General features: G+C 60.8%; 24 protein-coding genes and 1 tRNA gene. 11 read left to right on the top strand and 14 right to left on the bottom strand.

The annotated features are described in order from the left end of the window. Window positions 1-161 precede the first annotated feature (161 nt). The 3 genes from mobB to NB231_RS02535 are packed head-to-tail and all read left to right on the top strand — an operon-like array spanning window position 162 to window position 1,774. On the top strand, window positions 162-797 hold the full coding sequence (gene mobB / locus NB231_RS02525; protein WP_004999485.1) for a molybdopterin-guanine dinucleotide biosynthesis protein B: 636 nt from the start codon (window positions 162-164) through the stop codon (window positions 795-797). Window positions 798-809: 12 nt separating this feature from the next. Then, window positions 810-1,559 carry a nicotinamidase gene (locus NB231_RS02530; protein WP_332247685.1) on the top strand — a complete coding sequence of 250 codons (750 nt, stop codon included), beginning with the start codon at window positions 810-812 and terminating at the stop codon, window positions 1,557-1,559. Then, window positions 1,556-1,774 (top strand): hypothetical protein, encoded by a 219-nt coding sequence (locus NB231_RS02535; RefSeq protein WP_004999487.1) that lies wholly within the window; start codon window positions 1,556-1,558, stop codon window positions 1,772-1,774. Before NB231_RS02530 ends, NB231_RS02535 begins: the two co-directional genes overlap by 4 nt. Before the next feature lie 48 nt (window positions 1,775-1,822). On the opposite strand, the gene NB231_RS02540 is transcribed toward NB231_RS02535, so the two are convergent. Further along, a complete protein-coding gene (locus NB231_RS02540; protein WP_004999489.1) occupies window positions 1,823-3,403 on the bottom strand; it encodes a peptide chain release factor 3 in 1,581 nt (526 codons plus the stop codon). Window positions 3,404-3,596: 193 nt separating this feature from the next. Between NB231_RS02540 and NB231_RS02545 the strand changes: the two genes are divergently transcribed. From NB231_RS02545 to fabB, 3 genes are all read left to right on the top strand, one after another. Further along, window positions 3,597-4,073, top strand: a complete 477-nt coding sequence (locus tag NB231_RS02545; protein ID WP_004999491.1) for a YcgN family cysteine cluster protein — start codon at window positions 3,597-3,599, stop codon at window positions 4,071-4,073. Between the two features lie 83 nt (window positions 4,074-4,156). Further along, window positions 4,157-4,678, top strand: coding sequence for a bifunctional 3-hydroxydecanoyl-ACP dehydratase/trans-2-decenoyl-ACP isomerase (fabA, locus tag NB231_RS02550; RefSeq protein ID WP_004999492.1), 522 nt, complete (start codon window positions 4,157-4,159; stop codon window positions 4,676-4,678). A gap of 62 nt (window positions 4,679-4,740) precedes the next feature. Further along, window positions 4,741-5,958, top strand: coding sequence for a beta-ketoacyl-ACP synthase I (fabB, locus tag NB231_RS02555; protein WP_004999493.1), 1,218 nt, complete (start codon window positions 4,741-4,743; stop codon window positions 5,956-5,958). An 11-nt stretch (window positions 5,959-5,969) separates the two neighbouring features. Here the strand turns inward: fabB and NB231_RS02560 are convergent, their stop codons facing one another. The 3 genes from NB231_RS02560 to NB231_RS02570 all read right to left on the bottom strand — a co-directional run bounded on the left by NB231_RS02560 (window position 5,970) and on the right by NB231_RS02570 (window position 7,964). Then, the gene (locus NB231_RS02560; RefSeq protein WP_004999494.1) at window positions 5,970-6,800 is read right to left on the bottom strand and encodes a DUF6894 family protein; all 831 of its coding nucleotides are present in this window, start codon (window positions 6,798-6,800) and stop codon (window positions 5,970-5,972) included. 177 nt (window positions 6,801-6,977) lie between these two features. Continuing rightward, window positions 6,978-7,559, bottom strand: coding sequence for a hypothetical protein (locus NB231_RS16585; RefSeq protein ID WP_050756037.1), 582 nt, complete (start codon window positions 7,557-7,559; stop codon window positions 6,978-6,980). A 320-nt stretch (window positions 7,560-7,879) separates the two neighbouring features. Continuing rightward, window positions 7,880-7,964: transfer RNA gene (locus NB231_RS02570), tRNA-Leu, on the bottom strand. Window positions 7,965-8,486: 522 nt separating this feature from the next. Here NB231_RS02570 and NB231_RS02575 point away from each other — a divergent pair. Both NB231_RS02575 and msrA read left to right on the top strand, forming a co-directional pair. Further along, window positions 8,487-8,807, top strand: a complete 321-nt coding sequence (locus NB231_RS02575; RefSeq protein WP_004999496.1) for a hypothetical protein — start codon at window positions 8,487-8,489, stop codon at window positions 8,805-8,807. Window positions 8,808-8,989: 182 nt separating this feature from the next. Continuing rightward, entirely contained in the window at window positions 8,990-9,592 is a 603-nt protein-coding gene (msrA, locus tag NB231_RS02580; protein WP_004999497.1) for a peptide-methionine (S)-S-oxide reductase MsrA, read from the top strand. 37 nt (window positions 9,593-9,629) lie between these two features. On the opposite strand, the gene NB231_RS18910 is transcribed toward msrA, so the two are convergent. Further along, window positions 9,630-9,776 carry a hypothetical protein gene (locus NB231_RS18910; RefSeq protein ID WP_004999500.1) on the bottom strand — a complete coding sequence of 49 codons (147 nt, stop codon included), beginning with the start codon at window positions 9,774-9,776 and terminating at the stop codon, window positions 9,630-9,632. Between the two features lie 117 nt (window positions 9,777-9,893). Here NB231_RS18910 and alkB point away from each other — a divergent pair, with 117 nt between their 5' ends. Further along, window positions 9,894-10,544, top strand: a complete 651-nt coding sequence (gene alkB / locus NB231_RS02585; protein WP_004999501.1) for a DNA oxidative demethylase AlkB — start codon at window positions 9,894-9,896, stop codon at window positions 10,542-10,544. Window positions 10,545-10,704: 160 nt separating this feature from the next. Here the strand turns inward: alkB and NB231_RS02590 are convergent, their stop codons facing one another. The 7 genes from NB231_RS02590 to NB231_RS02620 all read right to left on the bottom strand — a co-directional run bounded on the left by NB231_RS02590 (window position 10,705) and on the right by NB231_RS02620 (window position 20,992). After that, window positions 10,705-13,842 carry an efflux RND transporter permease subunit gene (locus tag NB231_RS02590; protein ID WP_004999503.1) on the bottom strand — a complete coding sequence of 1,046 codons (3,138 nt, stop codon included), beginning with the start codon at window positions 13,840-13,842 and terminating at the stop codon, window positions 10,705-10,707. 11 nt (window positions 13,843-13,853) lie between these two features. After that, window positions 13,854-15,059 carry an efflux RND transporter periplasmic adaptor subunit gene (locus NB231_RS02595; protein ID WP_004999504.1) on the bottom strand — a complete coding sequence of 402 codons (1,206 nt, stop codon included), beginning with the start codon at window positions 15,057-15,059 and terminating at the stop codon, window positions 13,854-13,856. After that, on the bottom strand, window positions 15,059-16,372 hold the full coding sequence (locus NB231_RS02600; RefSeq protein ID WP_004999505.1) for a TolC family protein: 1,314 nt from the start codon (window positions 16,370-16,372) through the stop codon (window positions 15,059-15,061). The genes NB231_RS02595 and NB231_RS02600 overlap by 1 nt, the downstream gene beginning before the upstream one ends. 83 nt (window positions 16,373-16,455) lie before the next feature. After that, window positions 16,456-16,800: a DUF2946 family protein gene (locus NB231_RS02605; protein WP_004999506.1), complete on the bottom strand. Its 345-nt coding sequence runs from the start codon at window positions 16,798-16,800 to the stop codon at window positions 16,456-16,458. Window positions 16,801-16,969: 169 nt separating this feature from the next. Beyond that, on the bottom strand, window positions 16,970-17,308 hold the full coding sequence (locus tag NB231_RS02610) for an RES family NAD+ phosphorylase (RefSeq protein WP_004999507.1): 339 nt from the start codon (window positions 17,306-17,308) through the stop codon (window positions 16,970-16,972). A 158-nt stretch (window positions 17,309-17,466) separates the two neighbouring features. Then, window positions 17,467-18,867, bottom strand: coding sequence for a capsule biosynthesis protein (locus NB231_RS02615; RefSeq protein WP_004999508.1), 1,401 nt, complete (start codon window positions 18,865-18,867; stop codon window positions 17,467-17,469). Further along, window positions 18,782-20,992: a capsular polysaccharide biosynthesis protein gene (locus NB231_RS02620; RefSeq protein WP_004999509.1), complete on the bottom strand. Its 2,211-nt coding sequence runs from the start codon at window positions 20,990-20,992 to the stop codon at window positions 18,782-18,784. Before NB231_RS02620 ends, NB231_RS02615 begins: the two co-directional genes overlap by 86 nt. A gap of 486 nt (window positions 20,993-21,478) precedes the next feature. On the opposite strand from NB231_RS02620, the gene NB231_RS02625 reads away from it, so the two are divergent. Together NB231_RS02625 and NB231_RS02630 are read left to right on the top strand one after the other, a co-directional pair. Further along, window positions 21,479-22,591 carry an RNA-guided endonuclease InsQ/TnpB family protein gene (locus NB231_RS02625; RefSeq protein WP_004999510.1) on the top strand — a complete coding sequence of 371 codons (1,113 nt, stop codon included), beginning with the start codon at window positions 21,479-21,481 and terminating at the stop codon, window positions 22,589-22,591. Window positions 22,592-22,761: 170 nt separating this feature from the next. Next, entirely contained in the window at window positions 22,762-24,024 is a 1,263-nt protein-coding gene (locus NB231_RS02630; protein WP_232210368.1) for a glycosyltransferase family 4 protein, read from the top strand. Between the two features lie 241 nt (window positions 24,025-24,265). On the opposite strand, the gene NB231_RS02635 is transcribed toward NB231_RS02630, so the two are convergent. Both NB231_RS02635 and NB231_RS16590 read right to left on the bottom strand, forming a co-directional pair. After that, complete coding sequence (locus NB231_RS02635) at window positions 24,266-25,348, bottom strand: hypothetical protein (protein WP_004999512.1); 1,083 nt, start codon at window positions 25,346-25,348, stop codon at window positions 24,266-24,268. Window positions 25,349-25,362: 14 nt separating this feature from the next. Next, window positions 25,363-26,580, bottom strand: a complete 1,218-nt coding sequence (locus tag NB231_RS16590) for a glycosyltransferase family 2 protein (RefSeq protein ID WP_004999516.1) — start codon at window positions 26,578-26,580, stop codon at window positions 25,363-25,365. Between the last annotated feature and the right edge of the window lie 66 nt (window positions 26,581-26,646).

Genomic DNA, 26,646 nt, shown 5'->3' on the forward strand with positions numbered 1-26,646 from the left:
CAAGCCTTAATCGCCAGATCTCGTTACAGTAAGGTAGTTGGAGCCCGCCGCTAGTTGAGCCGGGGCGAGAGACGCGGTAAGGTTTGACCGCCATTGGTGACCGGCACGGAAGGAGCGTTTCGCGTACGCCGGAGTGAATTGGGAACTGAGGTGTTTGCGTAATGGGCCGTACAGTAGAAGACATTTTGGATGTAACCAACATGCCCCCCGCCGCGACTGCCCGAAAGGACAGCGACGCTCAGCCTGGCTTCCGAGAGCTGTGGCCGCGCGGTGTGCGCCGCCCCATCGTGGGCTTCGCAGCTTGGCGTGGCACGGGCAAAACCACGCTGCTGCGGCGGATCATACCGCGCCTGCGTGAACAGGGGGTGCGCCTGGCCGTCATCAAGCATGCCCACCATGGCTTCGAAATCGATATACCCGGCAAGGACAGCTATGAAATTCGCCATGCCGGCGCCAGTCAGGTATTGGTAACCTCGGCTCGACGCCGGGCGCTGATTATGGAGCGCCCGCGCGAGTATGATCCCTGCCTGGCAGAGGAGATCGAATACTTAGATCAGGACAGTATCGATTTGATCCTGGTCGAGGGCTTCCGCCATGAGCGATTGCCCAAGATAGAGTTACGGCGTCGCCGTGAAGAGCCTGGCGCGCCCTTGGCGCCGGAGGATCCTTGTATCGTGGCTATTGCTACGGACTTTTCCGATCTTCCGGAGCAAGCGCTGCCGGTGTTCGATCTGAACAACATCGAGCCAATCGTGCAGTTCATTCTTAACAAGGTCATGGGGCGCTCGTCTACGTGACAGGCGGCCGGCGTGGAGTCCGTAAAGCGCGTCCACCCGCTTTACCCTGCTGGCTGCGTCGGCCTGGACCGAGGCCAAGCTATGGACAATGGGCGCGTTTCCATCCGTCGTGAGTGCAGCGCTCTGATCGTTGTCGATATGCAGCCGGATTTCATAGAAGGCGGCGCGCTGCCGACCCAAGGTGGTCGTGTGGTAGTGGCGCCGATTGCCGAGCTCATGAGCTCCGGGTATTTTCGCTATTGTGTCGCCACTCAGGACTGGCATCCACCGGAACACATCTCCTTTGCCAGCAGCCATCCGGGACGGGAGCCGTTCGACGTAATCGAGCTTTATGGCCAAGAGCAGGTGCTCTGGCCAGAACACTGCGTACAGGGAAGCGCGGGCGCGGCCTTGCACCCGGAGTTGCCATGGGAGAAAGCGGCGGCAATCGTGCGCAAAGGCGAGGATCCGCTGGTCGATAGCTACAGTGGTTTTCTGAACAATTGGAATGCCGATGGCCGCCGCCCGCCCACCGGACTGGCTGGCTATCTACGGGAGCGGGGCATCACCGATCTATTTCTATGCGGGCTGGCCCGGGATTATTGTGTTAAATGGAGCGCGGAGGATGCCATAGCGGCGGGCTTTACGACCTACGTGCTGTGGGATCTCACCCGACCAGTGGATAGCGGCACCGACGAGCGAGTCCGCACGCACCTGGGAACCAAAGGAGTCGGAATCATACGAAGCGAACAGCTCACTTGCGATCAGCACGGGGCATCATGAGCAACCCGCCAGACGAAATTCTATACCGGTTGGCAGAGGTTGTGCGCGAGCGTTGCATCGAGGAGGCACAAAGCGCCTTTGAGCAAGGTGGAATGAGCGGGCTGTGTGTCGAAGGCCGCTGGGATCTGGCAATGGATCGCCTACGCAGCCTCGATGTGGAATCCATGGTTCGCGCTGCGCTGAATGCCAATCCGCCACGGCCTGCTGGCAGGTAAAGGCAGCACATCCAAGCCAAGCGCCGCGTGGCGCCGAGTCCCTGTTTTTTAATGTTCCCGGGTCGCGTGGAAGCGGATTTCCGGCCAACGCTCGGCGGTGAGCTCAAGATTGACTCGGGAAGGGGCAAGGTAGGCAAGATCTCCGCAGATATCCAGTGCGAGATGGCCTCGATTACGCTCCTTGAATGCCTCCAAACGTTCCGGATCATCACAGCTCACCCAGCGTGCTGTTACGGCATTAGCCGACTCGAATCGGCAGTCGACTCCATATTCATGTTTGAGCCGGAAGGCCACCACGTCGAACTGCAAGATTCCGAGGGCACCGACGACGAGCTCATTGCCTGTAAGAGGTCGGAAAAGCTGAGAAGCGCCTTCCTCACACAGCTGAATGAGCCCCTTCTGCAAAGCTTTCATGCGCATCGGATTCTGCAACAACGCCAAGCGGAATAGCTCGGGGGCAAAATTCGGGATTCCGGTGAATTTGAGTTCCTCGCCTTCGGTAAGCGTGTCGCCGACCTGAATGGTGCCATGGTTGTACAGCCCCACGATATCCCCTGGATACGCCTCCTGCACATGCTCCCGCTCGGAGGCCATGAAGGTAATGGCGTTGGCGATTCGCAACTCCTTGTTGCTGCGCAGATGCCGTAGCTTCATGCTCTTACGATATACGCCCGAACAGACCCGCAGGAAGGCGATTCGGTCACGATGGTTCGGGTCCATATTGGCCTGGATTTTGAATACAAAACCCGTGAGCATCGGTTCCCCACTGTCGACGACCCGAGTGGTCGTCTCCCGCGGTTGCGGCGGCGGTGCATGCTCGACGAAGCTCTCCAGCAACTCGCGGATACCGAGGTTGTTGATGGCAGAACCGAAAAAAACCGGTGTCAGCTCACCGCGCCGATAGGCTTCGACATCGAAGGAATGGCTTGCCTCACGCAGCAACTCCACCTCTTCTCGCAGCTGTTCGGCTTGCAGCCCCAAACGTTTGTCCAGTTCAGGATTGTTCAGCCCTTTGATAATCCCCTCTTCTTTGGTCGGGCTGTGCGGTCCGCCGGCCGAGAGCCGAACTTGGTCGAGCGGTAAATGATATATCCCCCGGAATGACTTACCCATGCCGATCGGCCAGGTAATTGGGGCGCAGCGAATTTTCAGTACCTTTTCCACCTCGTCCATGAGCGATATCGGATCGCGGCCTTCACGGTCGAGTTTGTTCATGAAGGTCATGATTGGAGTGGCGCGTAACCGGCAAACATCCATCAGTTTGATGGTGCGCTCCTCCACTCCCTTGGCGCTATCGATGACCATTAGCGCCGAATCCACTGCCGTGAGGGTACGATAGGTGTCCTCAGAGAAATCCTCGTGACCCGGTGTGTCCAACAAATTAACGATGAACCCCTGGTATGGGAACTGCATCACCGAAGAGGTCACCGAAATGCCGCGCTGTTTTTCCAGTTCTAACCAGTCAGAGGTCGCATAGCGGGCCGCCTTACGGCCCTTGACCGTGCCGGCGAGCTGAATCGCGCCACCGTAAAGCAACAATTTCTCGGTTACGGTGGTTTTGCCGGCATCCGGATGTGAGATAATGGCGAATGTGCGCCGGCGCGCTATTTCGGTGCGAAGCTTACTCATATCGTCCTGTAGGTGTGCTAGGCTACTCGGCCAGTCGGATTTGCAGGCTGCAATTATACAAGAGCTCCGCAGGGGGCAAAGCCTCACCGCTGGTGCCTATTGAAAAATAGGCAAGCTGCGTAGCATACGCTTGCGGCTTTGCTACGTTAATGTTGCTGCCGGCAGGTGGATCATCGCTTCGCAGGTTACGCGCATGGGTCAGCAAGACCGACGCCCGTTTTGGGAGCGCAAGCGGCTCGGGCAGATGAACCGTGACGAGTGGGAAGCCCTCTGTGACGGGTGCGGGCGGTGTTGTCTTCATAAGCTAGAGGATGAAGGCAGCGGCCGCATTTTTTACACCAAAGTCGCTTGTCGGCTCCTCGACACGAATACTTGCCGTTGTAGCCACTACCAGGATCGCCAACAGCAGGTGACCGACTGCCTGACCTTGACGCCGCGGCGCATCCGCCAATTCAAGTGGTTACCCAGCAGTTGCGCCTATCGGCGGCTGGCCGAGGGTCGCGGCCTGGCTTGGTGGCACCCCTTGGTCTCCGGCGACCCTGAGACCGTGCATCGGGCCGGAATCTCGGTCCGGGGGCGAGCGGTGCCGGAATCGAGTGTCGATTTAACCGAACTCGAGGATTATCTGGCTCTAGACGTGGAGGCGGATGCGAACGGCACCGATCACTGAGCTGCGGTGAACTGTGAGAAGGCGCGCAGCTTTAGAATGAACAACTTCAGTGGGAGAGCGGGCGCAAGGGCGCCAGCGGGCACATGACAGGCAAACCGAACTACACTTATCAAGAGTTGCTGGATTGCGGCTACGGGCGGCTGTTCGGCCCCGGGAATCCGCAACTTCCGATCCCTAATATGCTCATGTTCGACCGGATCACCACTATTGATTCGGCTAATGGGCATTTCGAGAAGGGGTATGCCGAAGCCGAGCTCGATGTCCACCCGGAATTATGGTTTTTCGAGTGCCATTTTCCCGGTGACCCGGTGATGCCCGGTTGCCTGGGGCTCGATGCGCTGTGGCAACTATTAGGGTTTTACCTGGGCTGGCTCGGTGGGACAGGCAAGGGTCGTGCCCTTGGTTGTGGCGAAGTCAAGTTCATGGGGCAGATCCTGCCGCATAACGCACTTGTGAGGTATTGCCTCGACATCAAGCGAGTCATCGCCCGCAGCCGGCTGACCATCGGGCTCGCTGACGGGCACGTTATCGCCGATGATCAGATCATATACCGAGCAGCGGAACTGAAGGTGGGGCTTTTTCACGACCCTACCAAAGCCATGTAGTTAGGTCCAACAACCCATGCACGTAGACCTAACGCACCTAGTACAGAGCGAGGATAATCATTGTGCGTCGAGTGGTAATCACCGGTATCGGTATCGTCTCTTGCCTTGGCAATGACAAGGAGACCGTCACGGAGTCGTTGCGTAGCGGCCGCTCCGGGATTCGGTATCGGGAGGATTACGCGGAGCTGGGATTGCGCAGCCGCGTGGCGGGTGTCGTCGAGCTGGATACGAGTGAGCTCATCCCCCGTAAGGCCCGGCGCTTCATGGCGGCTGGCGGCGAATATGCCTACATTGCGATGGATCGCGCTATCGCCGATGCGGCGCTGGATGACACCCAAGTTTCTAATCCCCGCACGGGCTTGATTGCCGGCTCCGGCGTCGGCTCGACTTCGAGCCTCGTCGAAGCCACCGATACATTGCGCGCGCGCGGCGTGCGCAAGATCGGCGCGTTTGCCGTGCCCAAGGTAATGAGCAGCACGGTATCTGCTTTATTGGCTACGCCGTTTGGTATCCGCGGGCTGAATTATTCGATCACCTCCGCGTGCGCCACCAGTGCGCACTGCATCGGCAATGCGATGGAACAAATCCAACTGGGCCGTCAGGACATTATCTTCGCCGGTGGCGCCGACGAGGAACATTGGTCGATGACCATGCTCTTCGATGCCATGGGGGCCTTATCGATGAAGTTTAACGACACCCCCGCAAAAGCCTCACGCCCTTACGACACGACTCGTGATGGTTTTGTCATCGCGGGCGGTGCCGGGATTTTGGTACTCGAAGAGCTCGAACACGCAATAACCCGCGGTGCGCATATTTATGCGGAATTGGTGGGTTATGGGGCGACCTCGGACGGCCACGATATGGTGGCGCCTTCCGGTGAGGGCGCGGTACGGTGTATGCGCGAGGCAATATCGAACATCGACTGTGCAGTGGACTACATCAACGCCCACGGGACCAGCACTCCTGCGGGTGACATCACCGAGCTCAAAGCCATCGCCGAGGTTTTCGCCGAACGCATGCCGCCGGTGAGTTCGACTAAGTCATTGACGGGCCATTCGTTGGGCGCGGCTGGAGTCCAGGAGGTGATCTATTCGCTGCTTATGCTCGAGCAGGACTTCATCGCCGCCTCAGCCAATATCGAGGAACTCGACCCCGAAGCCCAGGGAATGCCGATCGTGCGTGAACGCCAGGATGCAGCCGGTTTGCATACCGTGATGTCCAACAGCTTCGGTTTCGGCGGAACCAACGCCAGCTTGGTTTTCCGGCGCTTCACGGAGTAGCACAAAATGCATCAACGCAACACCCACGGGCCTTTCTTTGAATCGGAATCCTTCTCCGATTGTTCGGTCTGCTGTTTGATCCGCTCGAGTGAGGCAACCCAAGGATCGTCAGAAAACTGCGTGTACTTGATTCGGCGCAGTATCGGCCCCTCGGGCCTCGCCTGACAGCGTTCACAACCAGAATCCGGCCCCAGCCCCTCGGCTGCGGCCGCTATTGCGGAGATTTCATTAGCCCGGGCCGTGCATGCCGCGCAGACCGTTCGGTCCCCACAGGCCTGCTCCTCGTCTTTGGCATGGCTCCAGATCGTAGCCGTTGCGCCAGACCAAAGCTCATCGGTCGGGGTTATTTTTCCCAATGAAGCGGTGCACACCTCACAGCGCCCTTGTGCCGGCATAGCGACCTCGAACGGCACCTCCATCAAATGCTCGCCGTCTATCGTAATGGCTTCAATTACCCAGCCGAGCCAGTCCTTGGCATTGGCCTGCGCATCCATGATTCGGCGTGCCGTTTCGATCGCAATGCGACGCACGGCAGTCATATCAGAGAAAGGCACCACAGCCCCGCTCTCATCGGAGCGCCGCCGCTGCGCCGATTCGTCAATAACTGCTTTGGCATGCCAGAACACCCTTATGCCGGGTGCTCCGGCAATGCACACGTCACAGATCGGGTCACGCTCGTGCTCTATCCCCCCTTCCTCCTCGGCGCAAAGCTCACACTGCAACCGATAACAGCAATCGCCAGCGAAATCGTGCACCCAGCAACGTTCACAATTTTCATGCTCGTCGGGGTCGACCTCGACACCGCAGCTGCCGCATCTCATGGTCATCGTCTGATCGATCATGCCAACCTCTCCAAGCCGGTGGAATCACTCCTCGCGCTGCTTACGGCTAATCGCGCGCCGCTGCTTCAGAGGTAGATGCAGTAAAACCGTCGCCACGGGCACGACAGGGCTTTGCCACCGCTGATGCAGGCAAGGAGGTTTCAGTTCACAGGGGATTGCACGGTTACGCAAGCGTGCTCAGGAGTGTTTCGCCTGCCACTTGTGGTACTCGGGCAGCATCGATTGCCAGAGATTGCCGGTGAAGCGGGCCACCGCCAGTGAGCCGCCGGCCCGCTGAGGGGCGGCAAGAACATATTGCTTGCAAAAACCCTCGATGCTGGTGTCTTCCTGCCCCATCGCCTGGCCGATCTGCGATAAAACGCTGAGCTCGCAGACTTGATCCAGCCGGTATTCTCCGGACCATCCCGCGGGTTTGAGCTGCTCAACGACCCGCGCCATTTCCCGCTCGATGGCCGAAACCCGCTCAGCGTCGAGTACCAGCACCGGCCGGTCCCGGATGACGCAGATCAAGCCATACGCGATATCACCAAACCGGGGCTTATCGGCCAAGGCCTCGGTGGATAGGCCTTTGGCCTGCAGCGCCGCGACATCTAAGTCCCGTCCCGGATTGGCGTAGCTATGAAAAGAACGCCCGGTCGGGTGGTCATCATGCATCTCAACGCAACCGATCTCGACGACCCGGCTCGTAGTCGGGTCATCTCCCACTACGACTGCCTCCAGCGCCAAATAGGTGTTCATATTGTCATGGTCGTGACTCATCTCGCCTCCTTCGTTCCAAAAATTCGTTCCAACCAAGGTACATCACCCAGCTTTGTAGCGTGCCGCCCTATTTCGGGCGCTGGGCGTAGCCACCGAGCCGTATTTATCGACACGGCTGCATAGGGTACACGCTTACCGAGTCGACCGGGTTATCGATGTCGACTACAAAGGCATTGCCGATACCCTTATCCCGGCCTTTCCAAGCCGCGCGTGCTTGCGCTGCTCGGTTGGCCTCGAGACCCAGACGGTCAGAGACACGCAACGCGAGGAAAACAGGCTGTTTCAGTAACGACCAGACTGAGCTTGAAAAGGTGAAAAGATGGTACCCGGACCGGGACTCGAACCCGGATGCCTTGCGGCCAGAGATTTTAAGTCTCTTGCGTCTACCGATTCCGCCATCCGGGCTGTTTCGGCTCAGTCGGCCGAAGCTTTACCGATCCAGGATTCCCTTCCCGATAAACCTACTCCGGCACGATACAGACGATATTCTCTCATCGCCCCTGCTAAGCGCTAAGATGCTTTCACTCCTGACGGGTGCCGCTTTGGGCGAGCCCGTACAGTTAACCATTACACTTGTTTAGATCCATCGTCAGCGCCGTCCATGATTACCCGAGCCGCCGCATGATCGGCGGCTCAATACGGGACCGGCGCGCTACAGTTAGCTACAACGGCCATATATTTTATAATAAATTAAGCTACTGGCTAAAGTCTGTGTATGCCGCGTTTGACCCGTGGGTGCTTAAACTAAGTATGACCTCGGCAAGCCTCTGTGAGTAGAACCAAAATAAGCGAATGAGCGCCCCGCTCGACGAGCCGCCCACCCAAGACCGGGGATAATCCGATCAACCGCAGTATTTCGGATGGTTGCCCTACTTGCTCACGTAGTCGATATTCGGACTGAGTCCACCAACGAAAGGTTATATCTTCATGAATCTGCTTGAAACGCTCGCCGCCGATCCGCGTGTGCCCCGCTGGCTGATGCGGGGTGGTCTCATCGGGGCCGCCGCCGGATTCTATCCGCTCATGTTCGCCGCTTTCGGCCCCCGCGGCTTGCTTTTGGCTGGTATCCCGTTTGCCATCGGCTACGCCGTAGCCGTATTCGGCTTCATCAGCTTGGCCGCCGATGGGCTTTGGGGCGGCAAGGGCATTCGCGAAGGCCTTTTCTATGGTCTGCTCGCTGCAATTGTCGGCTTGATCCCAATCGCCAATGTTTTGATTCCGATCCAACTGGACCGCCGAGGGCGATAACGCTCGGCCTTCCGAACCTAACGATTAAAGAGGGGCTCGCCCCCTCCTCCTGGCCCGGCGCGCGTTCTAACACGCGGGGAATTTCTCCGCTGTGATGTTAGCGTTACACTTCAGTCGATGGTCGCGGGGAGAAGTGCATTGTGTCTCAACGCCCGAGAGGTCTGCTTGTTGCCATTCTAATATTGCTGGGCGGGGCAACGGCGGCGGCTGAAAACGCCAACAATGCCGCCACAGCGGCTGGCGGACTCGCTACGGCCACTTTCGCCGGTGGCTGCTTTTGGTGCATGGAGCCGCCATTCGACAAGCTCGACGGAGTAAAATCCACTATCTCCGGGTATACGGGTGGCAATCAAGCGAACCCAACTTACGAGCAGGTCTCTGCCGGCGGGACGGGTCACGTCGAAGCCGTTCGTATCGTCTATGACCCGACCAAGCTCAGCTACGAGCAACTGCTGAGCGTCTATTGGCACAATATCGATCCTTTGGACGCCGGTGGCGCCTTCTGCGATCGTGGTGACCAATACCACAGCGCGATCTTCTATCACACGGCGGAGCAAAAGCGCCTGGCTGAAACATCCAAGAAACAGCTTGCCGCAAGCGGCCGATTCGATAATCCCATCGTCACCCAAGTCGTGGCGGCCGGAGCATTTTATCCGGCCGAGACGTACCATCAGGACTATTATCAAAAGAACCCGATCCGCTACAAGACGTATCGTTTTCTTTGCGGCCGCGACAAGCGACTGCAAATGTTATGGGGCGATCCAAATCAAGCCGGAGCCGGGTAGGCACAGCGAACCAAATCATGGCGTTGGCATCAGGGCATTAGGGAGGCGACAATTCGATCTCGAACCGGCGCAGGCGCTCGATGCGCCGCTCGGTCAACGGATGGGTTCGAAACCATACAAGCTTCGGCAGCCGGCTCTGCAACCGTGGTCTGAGCTTGGAAACGCCCCGCTCAGCATGCTCCACAGTATAGCGGCATCGCAGAGCATAGATGCCGTAGCCGCCGGGCGCTCGTAGCGGTGTGACTGGCCCAGCACTCGGTACGCAATAGCGCGCGGTGGGCGCACGACTCCTGGTGGAGCGATGAATGACTTGTTGGATGGTGCACGCGATTCGGCGGCCTACCTCGAACCGATAGCCGAGGGGGCAACGCTCTTGCGAGGCTTTGCAGTGCCTGCTGCAGCCACACTGCTGGCGGCGATCGAATCGGTCGTCCAGGCGGCCCCGTTTCGCCACATGGCGACCCCCGGCGGGCGGCGCATGTCCGTGGCGATGACCAACTGCGGCCGTGGCGGCTGGGTCACGGATCACCGCGGCTATCGCTACACCGCGGCCGACCCGCTGACGCAGCGCCCATGGCCGGCGCTGCCCGCTGTGTTTTTCGATCTTGCCGCGCGCGCCGCTTCCACCGTCGGATTTGCCGGTTTTGCGCCCGATGCGTGCCTGATCAATCGTTACCGGCCGGGGGCCCGGCTGACGCTGCACCAAGACCGGGACGAGCGCGATTTCAAAGCACCGATCGTCTCCGTCTCGCTTGGGCTACCGGCCGTGTTCCTGTTCGGCGGCGTGCAGCGTCGCGACCGACCGCGACGCATTCGTATGGAGAGCGGCGACGTTGCCGTATGGGGCGGTCCGGCCCGGCTTGCCTATCATGGCATAGCCCCGCTCGTCGATGGCAACCACCCGCTGACCGGCCGCTGCCGCATTAACCTGACGCTGCGCAAAGCGCTCTGATTGTCATCCCACACCAATTGGGCCGAACCACCCGATGATGTTCGGTCGCCCCGTTGACAGCAAATTGCCGCTGCGGCGCTGTATGCTTTAGCGGATCGATTGCCCGACCGCGCGTAAACGGCACCGAAGTAGCACTCTTGCAAATCCACGTGCTGCCAGTTCACGTGCTCCTCCGGTCCATCAACGTCCCGTGTGCTTGCTTATCTCGCCGCGCTACGGCGAACCAGCGGTACACGCTTGGCAGCACCAGCAGTGTGAGCAGCGTCGAGGTAACCAGCCCTCCGATCACCACCGCCGCGAGCGGACGTTGCACATTGGCGCCAATACCGCCCGCGAGCAGCAGCGGAATCAGCCCCAGGATCGCCGCACTCGCGGTCATCAGCACCGGGCGCAGACGTCGCTCGGCGCCAACGCGCACGGCCTCCCCCATTGCCATGCCCTTTTCGCGTAACTCATTAATATAAGCGACCATGACCACACCGTTCAGCACGGCCACACCGAACACCGCGATAAAACCCACGGCACCGGGAACCGAAAGATAAAGCCCGGAAAGCCACAGCGCAACGATGCCGCCGCTGACAGCAAAAGGTACATTCAGGAAAATCAGCACCGCGTAGCGCAGGCGGCCGAACGCCAAGAACAGCATTAAAAAGATCAGCGACAGGGTGATAGGCACCACGACGTAGAGCGTCTGCATGGCCCGGCGCTGGTTCTCGAACTGCCCGCCGTACTCGACATAGTAGCCTGCCGGTAGCTCCACTTCGGCGGCCACTTGCTGCTGAATAGCCGTCACCACGCTGTCCATATCCCGGCCGCGCACGTTGAGCTGCACAAAAATACGCCGGCTGGCCTTGGCGCGGGAGATCTTCTTCGGACCGATGAACACCTCTACGTCCGCCACTCGGGAGAGCGGAATCAGTGCTCCGCCGGCGGTGCGCAGCGGCAATTCGCGGATCTTCGATATTCGGTCGCGCTCATCCGCCGCCAGGCGCACGAAGATATCAAAACGGCGAATGCCCTCGAACACCTGACCGGCGATCGAGCCGCCGATGCCCGTCTCCACCGCCGCGAGCACAGCGTCCAGGGCGATGCCGTAGCGGGCAAGCTCACGCCGGTCGGGGCGCACCACCACCTGGGGCTTGCCGTCCTGTTGCTGCAGGCGCACGTCCACCGCACCCTCCACCTGTTCAGTGATCTCCTTGATCCGCTCTCCGTAACGGGCAAGCTGCTCGAGGTCGTTACCATAGAGGCTGATCACCACCTCCGCCATGATGCCGGAGAGCAGCTCGTCGGTGCGCAGCGCAATGGGCTGGGAGAAGTTGTTGGCAAGCCCCGGCAGCTCTTCCTTGACCCGCTCGGCCATGGCCGTTTGCAGCGCTTCATAGTCACGTCCGCTGCGCCATTCCTCGAGTGGTTTGAGCGTGACCACCGAAGCGACGACATTGACTGGCTCTGGATCGCCACCCACCTCCCCGCGGCCCACTCGGGCGTAGCTCCCCGTGACTTCGGGGAAGTCGTTGAAAATCTCCTGGAGGTGCCCGGCGTAATCGATGGCTTTGGGCAGATTGGCGCCTGGCGGCAAGGTGGAGCGCACCAGAAAGGTGCCCTCGCGCAGAGTCGGCACGAACTCGATGCCGAGCAAGGGAAACAGGGCCAAGCTGGCGGCAAACAGCATCACCGCCGAGGCAAATACCGTTTTAGGACGCGCCACGACGGCTGTCAGCAGCGGACGGTAGCCGGCCTTAAGCCAGAGCAATAGACGCGGCTCGCCACGAGGAGCGGTTTTCTTTGAAAACACTAGGCTGGACAGCACCGGCACCAGAGTAAGCGCCATGAGCAGTGCTCCGGCCAGCGCAAACGAGATGGTGTAGGCCATGGGCGAGAACATCTTGCCCTCTACGCCCTGGAGAGTGAAAAGCGGCAGGAAGACGATGATAATGATGCCGATGGCGAACACAATGGGTTGCGCCACCTCGCGCGCGGCCTCATCCACCAGACGGAGCATGGACACATCCTCGTCCACGCGCTCCTCCAAGTGGCGGAAGATGTTCTCCACCATCACCACGGCCCCGTCCACCATCATGCCGATGCCGATGGCCAGCCCGCCGAGGCTCATAAGGTTGGCCGACAGCCCCACATAATCCATGGCGATAAACGCCACCAGCACCGCCAGCGGCAGACTGGCGATGACGATCAGGGTCGAGCGCAGATTGCCAAGGAACAGGTACAGCAGCAGGAGCACCAGCAGCGCGCCTTCCAGCAGCGCGCCCTCCACGGTGCCCACGGCCTTCTCTATCAGGTCACCCTGAGAGTAGTATTCCTTGAGGACCATGCCGTCGGGCAAGGCGTCGTTAATGGCCGCGACCTTTTCCTCGAGCGCGCCTAGCAGCTTCTGAGTGTTGGTATAGATGAGTTTGAGCACGTAGCCACCGACGGCCTCCTCACCATTGGCTATCAGGGCGCCGCGGCGGATGGCCGGGCCATAGCGCACCTCCGCCACGTCGCGCAGATAGACGGGAGTGCCCTCTTGCTCGCGAATGAGAATGTTGCGGATATCCTCCAGCCCTGCCTCACCCGGCTGCACCCAGCCATAACCGCGAATAATGTACTCTTCGCCAGCGCGGTTGATGAACGACGCGCCCACGTTGCGGTTATTGGCGGCGATCGCCCGGCGCGCGTCGGCGACGCTGAGATCCCGCGCGATCAAGGCGTTCTGGTCGAGCCGCACCTGGTACTGCCTCTCGTAGCCGCCGATGGAGAGCACGTCCGTCACGCCGGGCACAGTGCGCAGCATGGGTTTGACGATCCAGTCCTGAGCGGTACGCAGATCCATGGGCGAAAAATCGGTGCCCTTCTGGTTTTCCAGGGTGTACAAGAACACCCTTCCCAAACCCGTGGTGATGGGTCCCAGTTGGGGCTTGCCCAGCCCCGCGGGGATTTCTTCCCGAGCCTTGGCCAGGCGTTCCATCACTAGGCGGCGAGCCAAGTAGATATCGGTGCCGTCTTCGAAATAAACATTCACTCGGGAAAGCCCGAAGATGGAGGTGCTCTGCACCCGCTCGAGCCCCGGCAGGCCGTACATGGAAATCTCCACCGGATAGCTGATGAGCGTCTCCACGTCCACCGGCGAGAGTCCAGGGCTAGCCGTGAACACCTGCACCATAGTGGGGGTGACATCGGGGAAGGAGTCGATGGGCACCCGCTGGAACGAGTAGATACCCCCGCCGGCGAGCCCGGCCACCAGCACGAGGGTCAGGAGGCGATTGTTGAGGGCGGCCTGAACCAACCGATCGATCATGCTTCGCCCCCTCAATGACCGTGCGCCGCGCTGCGGCGGCTGGCGGTCATGGCCGATTTCAGATCGAACGCTCCGGCGACCACCACGCGGTCGCCCGGCTGGATCCCCGAGACCACCTCGACGCGGCCGTCGGATTCCTCGCCCAGCACGACGGATACGGCACGGAAGGCGCCGACCTCCTCGCCCGGCACGAACACCGCCGGCCGGCCGTTGACGGTCTGCACGGCATCGATCGGCACCAGGGCGGCTTGTCCAATACCCCGCGTACGGATCGCTGCCGTGCCGAACATCCCGGCGCGCAGCTGCCCATCCGGGTTGTCCAGCACCGCCCGCACCCGCAGGGTCCGCGAATCGGAGTCCAGTGCCCGCGAGATCCAGTCGATGCGGCCCTCGAAGCGTCGCTCCGGCAAGGCGCGTAGTGTTATCCGCGCGCTCTGGCCCACCGCGAGCATTGGGATGTTGCGCTCGTAAGCCTCGATCATGACCCACATTTCACGCGTATCGACTACGTGGATCGGTGTTTCATCCGCTCCGATGGTCTGGCCCGGGGTCAGGCCGCGCTGCTGCACCACGCCGGCTATAGGGCTCGTCAGCATATGTCTTGAAAGCGGCGTTTTACCGCCCGCCGCGATCGCCTGGATGGCCTTGCGCGACAGGCCGTGCAGACGCAGCTCCTCGGTAGCCGCATTAAGCGCCGCCTGCGCCTCGCCATAGCGCGCTTTGGCCTCGAGCAGCGTTGCCTCGCTCGTGATCTTCTGCGCCGCCAACTTCTTCTCGCGGACATAGTTGGCCCGCTCGGTTTCCAAGCGCGCTCGGGTCGTGAGGTAACGGGCCTTGGCCTTGCCCAGCGCTACGCTGTCCATGAGCGCAACGGCCTCACCGACGGCAACTTTTTCACCCAGATCCTTGATGACGCGTATCACCTTAGCCCGCATCCGAGGGCCGATTTTTGCGACCCGATCAGCGTCGAAGGCGATGCTGGCCGGCAGCCGGGTCAGCGCCTCGGCGCGCCCGCGTCCGGCGCGCGCCACACGCAATTGCAGGTGCTGGCGCTGGGCGTCGGTCAGATGCACTTCGCTGTGTGCTTCTGCCGCTGCGGGCTTAGACAGCTGTTGCCGCGGCTCTTGCTGACCCGACCCATCGGTTGCCAAAGCATAAAAACCAGTACTCGGCAAGGCGGTGAGCAGTGCCAATGAAAACAGGGCTCCGATTCTCATCACTTGCTCCCCACGTTGTTCGATTTGGCGCGCTGCGCCATATGGATCAAGCCACCGGTGGCACGCTCCAATGCGGTGCCGGCAGTGATCAGCTCATCGAGGGCATCGAGATAGGTGCGGCGCACGTTGAGCAGGTTGTCCTCGGCCGCGGTAATGGCCGGTGCACCCAGCTTTCCTGCCTGGAAGGCAATGCGGGTCAAGCGCAGATTCTCCTCCGCCGCCCCCAGCATTTGCCCGCTGAGCACCGCGACCCGCGTACGGGCTGCCCGGTAATCGGCGATGGCTTGAAGCACCTCTCGGCGCACTCTGAGCTGCAGTGCATTTTGTGCGATCTGGGCTGCCTGCAGCCGCGCGCCGGCGGCCTGCTGCTCGCCGCGGTAGCGATGCAGCAGCGGCAACGGCATGGACACACCGACCCCGGCGATCTCATCAGTGGATTCTTCCCGCCGGTAGAAGCCCATTACGGTCAGATTGGGAATGAGCTGGCGCTCCGCCAGGCGCAACTCCTTGCGAGCGGAGAACACCGCTTGAGCGGCGGCGGCCAGATCTTGGCGCCGTTGCAGCGAACGTTGCACAAGCACAGCTCGTTTGGGCAGGTGCAGCTCAGTCGGGTGCAACCGACCACTCAGCTCGATCTTCCGCGCCGGATCGATCGCTAAAAGGCTCGCCAATGCCAACCGGGCGCGAACCCGATCGCGGCGGGCTTGGGCCCGCTCGGCCCGGGCCCGTCCGACACCGATGGCGGTGATGTTGACCTCCAGCTCGGTGGCTTCTCCGGCTTTCTGTCGCCGCCGGGCGTAGTTTTGCACGGCCCGGGTCAGCTCGACCAAGCGCTGCGCCGTGCGCAGCGCCTCCTGGGCAAGCAGCGCCCGCAGGAAGGCTCGGCGGGTTCGAGCGGCGATGCTGGTACGCAGGAAGTCGAGCTCGCCTCGGGCAGCTTCGGTACGCGCCGTGGCAGCTCCGAGTTGCAACGTGCGCTTACCGCCGGTCCACAGCTCCTGGGCAACGCGGATGCCGATGTCGACGCTGATATCATCCGGCGCATCCCGTCGGCCGGCGAGCACCCTCAGCATCGGATTACTCGGCACGATCCGTCCCGCATGCACAGCCTCACCGGAGCGCTCGCGTACCCGTGCGGCGGCCGCTTGAATGCCGTAGTTGTACTGCAGCGCCTGAGTAACCGCCTGCGCCAGGGTGAGCGGCTGGGGCAACGAGGCTCGCTTCGGCTCGCTGGCGAAGGCCTGCGACCCGAGTAACAAAGCGGTGGCGAGGCAAACAGCGCTCACTGCCGCCCGTCGATATAGCTTGAGCATGGCTCTGAGTCCTTGAGCGTGCTTGAGAACAAACGCAACCGGCCGGAGAACGGCCGGTCGTCAGCCCAATCGATGCTTAGGACTTAGGCTTTGGGAGGGGTTTCCGGGGGGCTGAGATCGACCTCGGTGGGCGCGACCGGGCGGGTTCCGGTGACCGAGTGGCGGATTAGTAACGGCTGTGATTGCTGCGTCGTCAAGGTACCCAGGAAATGCGCTTGGCAGTGGTCGCAATGATAGAAGGCCGGTTGTGCCGGCTGTTCGGTAGCGCCATGCTGCTCCCCGCGTGAGTCAGCTTTGGCTTTTGTCAAATGAGCGACATCTGCAGAGGTTACGGACAAGCCGTGCAAATCCATTGCCCCTGCGACTCCTGCCCAAGCAATAGCAAACACCAGCACAAACGCCCAGCTCTGTAAGCGATAACGATCCATGGTGAGTGGCAGCCTAGTAGAAAGAAACCCCTGCAGCAAGCGCCGGTATGCCCTTGTCCCGGCGGTCCAAATTATGTTACTGAAAAAAATCCGGTGAGCGCTGGGTTTTGTGGTCGATAATGGATATTCATCTGCGACCGCCTCGGTCGTTCGACTCGCCGGTGGGCTCTCAGCCGTCCCTTCGGAACAGTCGCCGGTTCCAGTCAAGCGGATGAGCCGCCGGCGTCGGTACCCGCGCAATGTCCGGATGCTGGGGGTCGACCAGCACGTTGCAACCGAACGGCACGGTGACCGACGGCACTTCAATAGCGAAGGAACTGCAGTCGACGAGCCACTGATTGCCGAAGGCCCGAGTCTGCGTTTCATCGGAGAGATCGCGCACCGTGTCTGAGGGCAATACCAACACTGGGTCTGGTAGATCAATCGCCACGAGAACGTAATCGGCCGGGATCTCGTCAGCATCCAACTCCAGATGCACCAGCACCTCGAGCACGGCAAGCCCGGGCACCTACATGCTCGCCCAAGGGCTGCCACAGGCGCCGTTGGCGAAGCTCGCAGCGCTCGAGCCGAGTGCGATCGAGGATTACGCCGCGTGGCAGACTACGCTCAAGCGCTTTGGGATCAGCAACGAACGCCATTCCTGGCGTGGCTCTTTCAACGCATTCCTTAGTAAGCACATTGGAAAGATCCCGAAGCCGGTTCCCCTGCCTCCCGCACATCGCACGAGTCGATCTCCGGGGTCGCCGCGTCACTTCGTCCCGTCGCGGGCGATGGGACCGGTAGAGATGCGGTATTAGCCTCCACAGCGACCTCCTCGCGTACCCGCGCGACAATCGGCAGCACCCCCGCCCGAGCGGGATCGCTCGCAGCAGAGAGACTGCCCAACGGCCACTCGATGCCGGTCGCTCCCCTGTCAGCCCGTACCCGCCGGTAAAAACTGCCGTTACCGAGCACATTGGCAACCAAGTACTGCCGGAAGCGGCTATACAGCCGAGAGTCCACCTCTCCGGGTGCCAGCCAAAAGGCATCGAGCGGCTTTGGGCAGGTCAGCCCAGGCATATCGTAGACGGCAGACCCCATCAGCTTCACCGGCGTTTGATGATAAATCGAAGATAGGCCAACGGTGCTGTTAATCGTGACCGTGCCACGCGCGCCGTGTAGCAGCGCAGGCAGATGCCCCTCGTGCAGGTAGCCCACTCGCCCGCGTACCCGATACCGTACCGCCAGACGTGCAATCAGCCTGCCGTAGTCGTGATAGGCGCGGTCCATGGGATGGTGCCTGAAAACCAATTCGGTATCCGCCGGCGCGTGCTTCGCGAACGAGCCGATGACCTCGGCAATGAAATCCTCGATCGAGGCATAGCGGGAATGGTGCGTAATCTGCTTATCGCAGTGCACTTGCAAGGGGACCAGATAGTACTTGCCCTGCTGGCGCTTGCCGAGACGCCGGACAAGCGGATAGTCGGCACACAAATAATAGAGCTTTCGCAGTCCTGAGCGCAGCCAACACAGCCCCTCGCGGAAAGGGGTCAGCGGCCGATGGTGCTCATAATGAGGAAACGCTCGGCGCCGCCACCACCCAGCCAGATAGTAGCGCGTAGCATAGCCGGCGATGCGCCAGAAAACGCCACCCGCGGGCTGCGGGTCAGCCGGCTTCACCGGCCTCTGAGCTGTGTAGTCATCCGGTTCACGTGATAACGCAGAATGGCCGTTGACTCCGCCGGGCTCCAAAGTAACGTAATCCGGACGAATATAGCCCTCCTCGAACACGAATACCGCCACCCCCATCTCCCGCGCGACTTTCGTCGCCCGCAGGTGATAGGACCGACAATCACCGAACAGGAAGATCCGATCGATTTTGTGCCGCGCTAGAAATGCCCGTAAGAATACCGGCCATCCAGCCAGGTCACCGCAATACCGATGGGCGCCGCTCTGCGTGTAGCAGACCTCATCCCCGCCATTGAAGTGGATTTTGAAGACTTCATGCCCTTCCGATTTCAGCTCCTCTGCGAGCAAGCTGAAGAAAGGCCCTACGGGCCCCTGTAGCAGCAGCACCCTGCCCGGCATAATTTACCCCCGCAATCCTACGTCCCAGCTTGTGCAACTGCCGCACCACCCAAGGCTGGCTCAGCCGCCGTGTTCCACTCTTGTTATTCAGAGTCGCCGCCAACCGCTCCAGGGCGACTTCGGGCGTGGTAAACGTCTCGGTAATTGGATCGATGTAACGCGGATAGAGAATCAGCGCTCCAGCAACGAGCTCATCGAGCATCAAACGCCGATGGCTCCGCCGTCTCGCGAGCGGAAACACATCTTCCGTCAACCCCCAGCCCGAATAGAACGGCCGGCCATAGGTGACCACGCGCCTCCCCCGCAGCAGAGCTTCGAAGCCTACCAGCGACGTGAGTGTGTGCACTTCATCTACCGCCGCAAGGCAACTGGCGACCGATACATTCGTTACCAGCTCATCCCAGAGCCGTTCACCCGGGGCCTGCGCCACGCATCCTCTCCGGTTGCCACTGAGTACTTCCGGATGCGGTTTGTAGAGGATGTATGCCTCCGGTCGCGCCGCGCGGACCGCCTCCAGCAAGCACCGGTTGGTCCGTAGTCCCGGGCAGCCGAGCCGCACCGAGGTATCGTCCTCGACCTGCCCGGGCACCAATATCACCGTTTTCCCTTTGTTCAAGGGCAGAGACACACGGCCCTGATCAGAGAAATTGTACTTACTGATCCCGAGCGCAATCAGCCGCTCGCGCAGCGCCCGTGCCCGCCGGCGCAGATCCTCCCCACACTCGGCCGTCGCCAGAATGTGCTCCAGATCGCTCGCACCCGTCGGGTCGTAGTAGAGGCCGCTCCGATCGAGCACCAGCGAAAGCGGCGCGGTCATATCGGACCCCAGCCCGAGCGAGCGGATAAAACCATCCTCCATACGCTCTATTGGCACCCCGGCCTCCTCGGCGAGCGCACGTATGTCATCCCCTTCCCGGTGCCCCCAGACAATAAGCCGACTCCCACGATCAAAACCATGCCCGCGCGCCTGCACCGCCGAGCGCACGAAATGGATTTTATTGCCTGGACTCGCCAGAAAGATGCGGACAAACGACCGCTTCCAGCGCCGAAAGCCGACACAAAACAGCCGCCCGGAATTGCGCGAAAACCAGTGTCTTTGCAGCGCCAAGTGATCGATCACCGTTTCAGCGGCGCAAAGCTCGCCCGTGACGGGGTCCAGATAACGTGGATAGAGCAGATAGGCCGCAGCGAACAACTCCGCGACTGAGCGCGGGCGCCGTGCATGCGGCGTCGGCGCACGGTCGTCGGTCAGCCCCCAGCCGGAATAGCAAGGGACGCCAAAAACCGTCACCGGCTTGCCGGCGACCACGGCCTCCAGCCCGAGCTGCGAAGTTACGGTGTAGACACGGTCGACCCGATCGAGCAGCGAGCGCGCATTCATATCCTGGCGTAGCAGGGTCACCCGCGGATGCTCCGGGACATCGTCCAGGTAGCCGCGGCGCTTGCCGGCGAGCACATCTGGGTGGGTCTTGACCAGAATCTCGGCGTGCGGATTCTCGTGAATCGCCGCCGCGAGCATCCGCGCAAAGGTGGCGGCGTCTGCTTGCCCGCTCGTTACCGACCGATCGCCCGCAGTCTGATCCACGACCAGCACCTGCTTCCGCAGCGAGGTTCGGCCGAGGCGCTCGGGCGCATCCGGCGCGTGGTTGTACTTGGAGAGCTTCGCCTCGGCGATACGGCGCATGCAGTAGGCCGCCCGGTCCAGCAATGCCGGATCCTGCAGCGGATCGGGATGATCTGGCGGCGGCCCGTTGAGAAGCTCAGTGAGGCGCGAGGGTCGCGTCGTGTCGTAGTAGATCCCGAGATCATCGACGATCAGAGACAGGGGCCGCGCGCCTTTCACCGCCAGACCGAGCGAGCGCAGAAATCCGTCTTCCAACCTCAGCAGCGGAAGACCGTGGCTTGCCGCATATCGTTCCGCCCGCACCGCCAATCGCCTGCGCCCCCAGCCGGCAACTGCGTCGAGCGTTGCGGCATCGCCGGCACCGGGATTGAGAATGACAGCCCGGGCTCTCAGCAGAGCCTTAATATGCGGAATACGCCGAATGCCACGCGAGAAAACGCCGACCCGAAGCCCACTTGCATCTTCGCCCCGGCCAAAACCCCTCCGATGGGTACTGCACATTCCTTGCTGAGGCCCTCCCGTGCCCGCGACCAACAGCGCTATCCAGCACCATCCAGCGCCATTGTTACTAGGAATCTCAAATAACCCCACAATTCCGTCATTCCGGCGTAGACCGGAATCCATCTTCCTGTTTCAAAAGGAGAATGGATCCCAGCCCATGCGAAACGCGATCTATCCAGAGCCCTTCGGCAAGGCGAAGACACGGTTTTTCGAGATTCTCTATTGTTAATCTTTAGCGAGTGCCGATGATGATTTTCATCGCGTGACACCCGTTTGCACTAGCTGGAAGATCAGCCAGTCTCTTGGATAATAGGCTAGGAGCGTACCTTGCGGCGGGCAGCAGATCACAATTCAGAATCTTGTGCGGATATATTATCTGCAACCTCCGGCTCATCGTGTATCCGCGCTGGAAACCCTGCCGTTTAGGGCGGGGAGGAAAGCGCGCCTCCGTTTTGTGTTTACATAAGCAGGTGGTAAAACGTAAGCGTGAAACAGCGCTGGACGTTCCGCTGCTATCCGACTTGCGAGCAAGAGCAAACTCTTGTGCGGACGTTCGGATGCGCGCGCTTCGTCTACAACCGATTTCTTGCCGAGCGCACGGCGGCGTTTCGGCGCGGCGAGCGCATGGGGTATAGCCAATCCAGTGCGGCGTTGAGCAAACTCAAGCGCGACCCGGACTACCTTTGGTTGAACGAAGTCTCCAGCGTGCCGACACAGCAGGCGCTGCGGCATTTGCAAGCTGCGTTTTGCAACTTCTTCGATAAGCGTACGGGCTATCCGTCCTTTAGGCGCAAGGACGGCAAGCAATCTGCGGAATACACGCGCTCGGCTTTCAAGTTCGAGATCGGCAATCAGCGGCTTGTACTCGCCAAGTTGGGGCGGATCAAAGTTAAGTGGTCGAGGCGTGTGCCGGTCGATCCGACGACTGTCACGCTGATCCGCAAGCCTTCCGGTCGCTACTTTGTCTCGCTGGTGATTGACGTACAGCCCGCGCCTCTGCCCGTAACCGGCGAGTCGGTCGGCATCGACTTTGGCATCAGCCGTCTTGCTACGCTGTCCAATGGCGAGCGTGTCGCCAACCCGAAGTATTCGTACCGCTATCAGCGGCAACTCAAACGTCAGCAACAAGCGCTGGCGCGCAAGACGAAGGGATCGAACCGTTATAGGCGGCAAAAGCAGCGTGTCGCGCGAGTCCATGACAAGATCGCCAATTCGCGTAGTGATACGGCGAAGAAGCTCGCGTGGTCCTTGGTAACGCGCTTCGATACGATTTACGTTGAAGACTTGAATCTGCGGGGTATGGTCAAAAACCACAGCCTGGCCCGCAGCTTGAGCGACGCCGGCATCGGTCAAGCGATACGGACTATTGAAACCAAGGCCGCGATGCACGGGAAATCCCTGGTCAAGATCGATCGCTGGTTCCCGAGTAGCAAAATGTGCTCGGCGTGCGGTTGTCTGCGCTCCTCGATGCCCTTGTCGATTCGGCGTTGGGCGTGCGACTGTGGCGCAGCCCATGACCGCGACGAAAACGCCGCACGTAATATTTTGGCCGTCGGGCAGGCGGTCACAGGACGTGGAGCGAGTGTAAGCCTGCATTGAACCTCGGTTCCTTGTAGCAACTTGCCGTGAAGCGTCAACCGCCCCTCGGCCCTCCGAGGGAATCCCCGTCCTTTAGGGCGGGGAGGATGTCAAGTTATTTTTCGAGTCTTGCCGGCACCTAGAAGAAACCCCGAGCCACTTCGCCACAGATGCCAAAACCGCACCATGCCATGCCGAACGATCGCCGGCCGCTGATCTTTAATCTCACCCGTCTCGCCTCACGCCAGAGCAGCCGCACGCCGACGGGTGTTGATCGGGTCGATTTGCGCCACGCGAGGTTCGTGCTCGAGCGCTCGAACCGGGTCGCAGTCGCATTCGTTCACCAGCAGAAGGATGTATTAAGCCTAGTGCCGTTTGATGAGGCGCGCCGACTGATCGATAATTTATGGGAGCGCTGGGTCTTGAGCCACCCGCGACCGCCCCTGCCGACGCCGCGGCTGGCAAGGCGCTTCGCACGCTGGACAAACATGAAATTTCGGCGCCGTATCGACACGCTGATTTCGTCAAGCATAAAACAATGGCTACAGGGCAATCCGTCGCCGATCTACCTCAACAGCGGCCAAGTCGGCGTTCACCACCTCCATTTGCATCAACGCCTGATTGACGAGCTCGGGGCACAGCTTGTCTTCTACCTACACGACCTGATTCCCATCGACTATCCAGAATACGCCCGCAGCCTCGCCGGCACTGAGACACATCGGCAACGGATGGTGACGATGGCGAAAACCGGTGCGACTATTTTTACCAACTCCGAGTACACGCAGCGCCGCTTCAAGGACTATTGCACGGAGCAAGGCCTGCCCATACCCGAGGTGCGCGTCCTGCCAATTGGAATCGAAGAGCACTTCATCATGGCGCGCCGGCAGCCCAAGAACCGGATACCAGAAGCGCTCGCGCCGCGCGTTTACCCGCCGTATTTCATTACCGTCGGCACCATCGAACCGCGCAAAAACCACTTGCTGCTGCTGCACATCTGGCGCCAGCTAGCCGCGGAACTCGGCCACGATTGCCCACTCCTCGTCATCGTCGGCCGGCGTGGCTGGGAAAACGAGAACATCCTCGACCTGCTCGACCGCTCACCAGCGATCCGCCAATACGTAGTCGAGCTGACCGACCTGAACGATACCGACCTGATTACCCTGCTGCAGAACGCAAAGGCACTGCTATTACCGAGCTTCGAAGAGGGCTGGGGCATTCCGGTTGCCGAGGCGCTCACCCTGGGTACGCCAGTGCTCTGCTCCGATATTCCGGCACTGCGCGAGTGCTCGCAAGGAGCCGCCATATTACTCGATCCACTTGACAGCGCCGCATGGCGGGAGGCCATCCGCACCATGGCCTCGGCGCACACCACGAACACCGTCACCTACACCCCGCACCGCTGGCCCGAGCACCTTGAAGGCCTGGCGTCCGCCTGCGCTGAGCCAGTCCCCTAGCCGCGTTGCCAGCCCCCTTGTAGGGCGGGTTAGCCCACGGCGTAACCCGCCACGCTCACGCGATAAAAATGGCGGGTTACGCTTGGCTAATCCGCCTTACGGGCTGCTCAAACCGCGCTTCGACAAGCTCAACACAAACGGACGCAAGGGACGAGCGCAACACAAATGGCCGTTCGCCCTGAGCTTGTCGAAGGGCGCCTCCGGATACATCAGCGCTTCCATAGAGGCACCATTCATTCGCTCAGAGCGTCTCCATCAGCCGAATCGCCATACGCACCGCATCCTCATACCGCGGTTCGGTCTTTGTCGCCTGCTCGGGGTAGTCGTCAAAGCACTCGTCGAATAAGGGCCGGTCGCGGTCAGGGAAGGCCGCTTTCCTGAGCCGCTCGTTGGATTCGAGGAAATGCCCGTAGAAGGCCTGCGCCTGCGCGCGCGACACACCCGTCGGCCGGCCTTTACACAGCAGACTGACGCGGTGGGCAATCTTCTGGCGCAACGCATCCGAGCCGCCCTTCGCCGTATGCGGCAGTTGCTTGTTGACCTCCAATAGAAAGTCCACCCCCTCCTGACTCAATGATTCATTCTCGGATTCAGGGATCTCCTTACCAGCGAGCACGATTCCGCCCGCAGCCGCAAAATCCTGGACCAGGTCACCATGGGCCCACTCCGCTCGATCGAAGAGCCGAACAGCAACCGCCCCGGCGCCAAACACCTCCGCCCACTGCCGATAGATTGCCTCGTAATCGAAGTAGTACGGCAGCGGCCCCGCCTTGATCGCATCGAAGACGCCGGGCTTTGGGTTTCCCGATTTCACCTTGGTCGAGTACAGACTCATCGCGACACGGTCCTGCCGCCGCAGATAGAGCACCACTTGAAACTCAACGACCCAGTGCGCCAGAAAATCCTTCAGCGCTGCAATCTCATCAATGTGGCGCAAGCGGCTTTGAAAATGCTCGGAGGAGATAACCAGAATCTCGCGCTCCGCCAATGCCTCGAACTCCCAACCGAGGCTATTGATCAGAGCGGCTCGGTAGCCGGCTTGATCCTCCGCCGAGCGGATATTCAGAAATCGGCCTAAATCCAGCTTCCACGCCGCGCGGCACACCGAGGCGGCAAATCCCCACTGGCTCCCACCGCTTTCGCCACCGCCGCAAGTGGGGTAAAGCACCCCCTCAGCCGCTAGCGCATCACGGTTCGACACCAAAAACCGTTGGATCGTCGACGTCCCGGTCTTCTCCGTGCCGATGTGTAGAATGCAGCGTTTGAAGCGGGCGCGCTTCTTTCGGGCCAAATAGCTGAGCACCGTCTTGGACTTAGTAAGCATCGTAGCCCGCATCGTTACAACAGCCTGCAGCGGTCGACCAAGAACGCGAGCCGGCGATTATCCATCGAGGTCTTCGTGTGTCTTGAAGGCACAAACCAACCGTCGGTACCGATTCGAAAGATCATCCGCGCACCCTCCTGTGCCGCGTTCACCGGCAGGCGAATCTCGAACTCCGCCTTCTCCGGCACCTCCTGAATTCTCGGCGCCTCCCCGGGCGAGATAATCGTAAGCCGCAACGGTCGCTTGGCAGGCGAGGCATGCCGACAGTACAGAATGACAGCGCGGACTGAATGGTCGGACTGCTGAAAACGAACATCCAGACGCGGCCCGGCCCACCCGTCTGGATGCACGTCGACCATCACGTCGCGAGCCGCCAGCGCAAGCCGCCGGTCGGAGCGAACTCGCTCCAATAACACCGCATGCTGATCGGCGGCTACATAGGTTTTTGCAAGCTGTGCCAACCGCCGCAGCTCGGCAGCCAGATCGAGCGGCGCAGCATGGAAAGGATGCGCGGCCAATACTTCCTCGAAGTGCGTGAGCATCCAATGCACCGGCGCCGTACCAAAATGGCGCGCGGTCACCGCCAACCCCTCTAACGCAACCCGCTCACGCAAGCGCCGGGTAATGCACTGCTCATGCAGGCGTGAATAGGCCTGCACCTTGCGAATAAAACCGATCCGCCCTGGAAAGCGCTTGAACAGGCGCAGCCACAGATCGAAGTCAAAGGATGCCTCGAGGCGGGTGTCGAGCCCGCCCAGCTCCTCGAACACTTCGCGGCGAAAGAACGCCGTTGGCTGACAGATAAAGCAGCCATCAACAAATGCGTCAATACCCCCCGCCGGCGGCAGGCTCGGATAATTACCAACCACCTTGCCCACGCCGTTAATATGCCGGCCGTGGCCATACACCATCACCTGGTCAGGGTACTTCTGCAGATACCGAAGCGCACGCCTGATGGCGCCGCGCGCGTAGACGTCATCCGAGTTCAGCCACCCGATGATCTTGCCGCGGGCCAACCCCACCGCGCGGTTGATCGCCTCAGCCGGCCCACCATCCGGAGCCGAGTACCAGCGTAGGCGGCCTGGGAACGCCTGCGTGAGATCCGCAAGAACACCCAAACTACCGTCCGTAGAACCTCCATCCACGACCACCAGTTCGGTACCGTTTCCACTTTGCTTCAATACACTGCACGCAGCTTCTTGAAGATACGCCGCTTGATTGAAAGACGGCATGACCACCGACGAGTGACAACAGTGAGGGAGTGACGAGTGACGAAATACCTGCCACCTGTCACCTGT

Source organism: Nitrococcus mobilis Nb-231, assembly GCF_000153205.1.
In the GTDB taxonomy this organism is placed as follows: domain Bacteria; phylum Pseudomonadota; class Gammaproteobacteria; order Nitrococcales; family Nitrococcaceae; genus Nitrococcus; species Nitrococcus mobilis.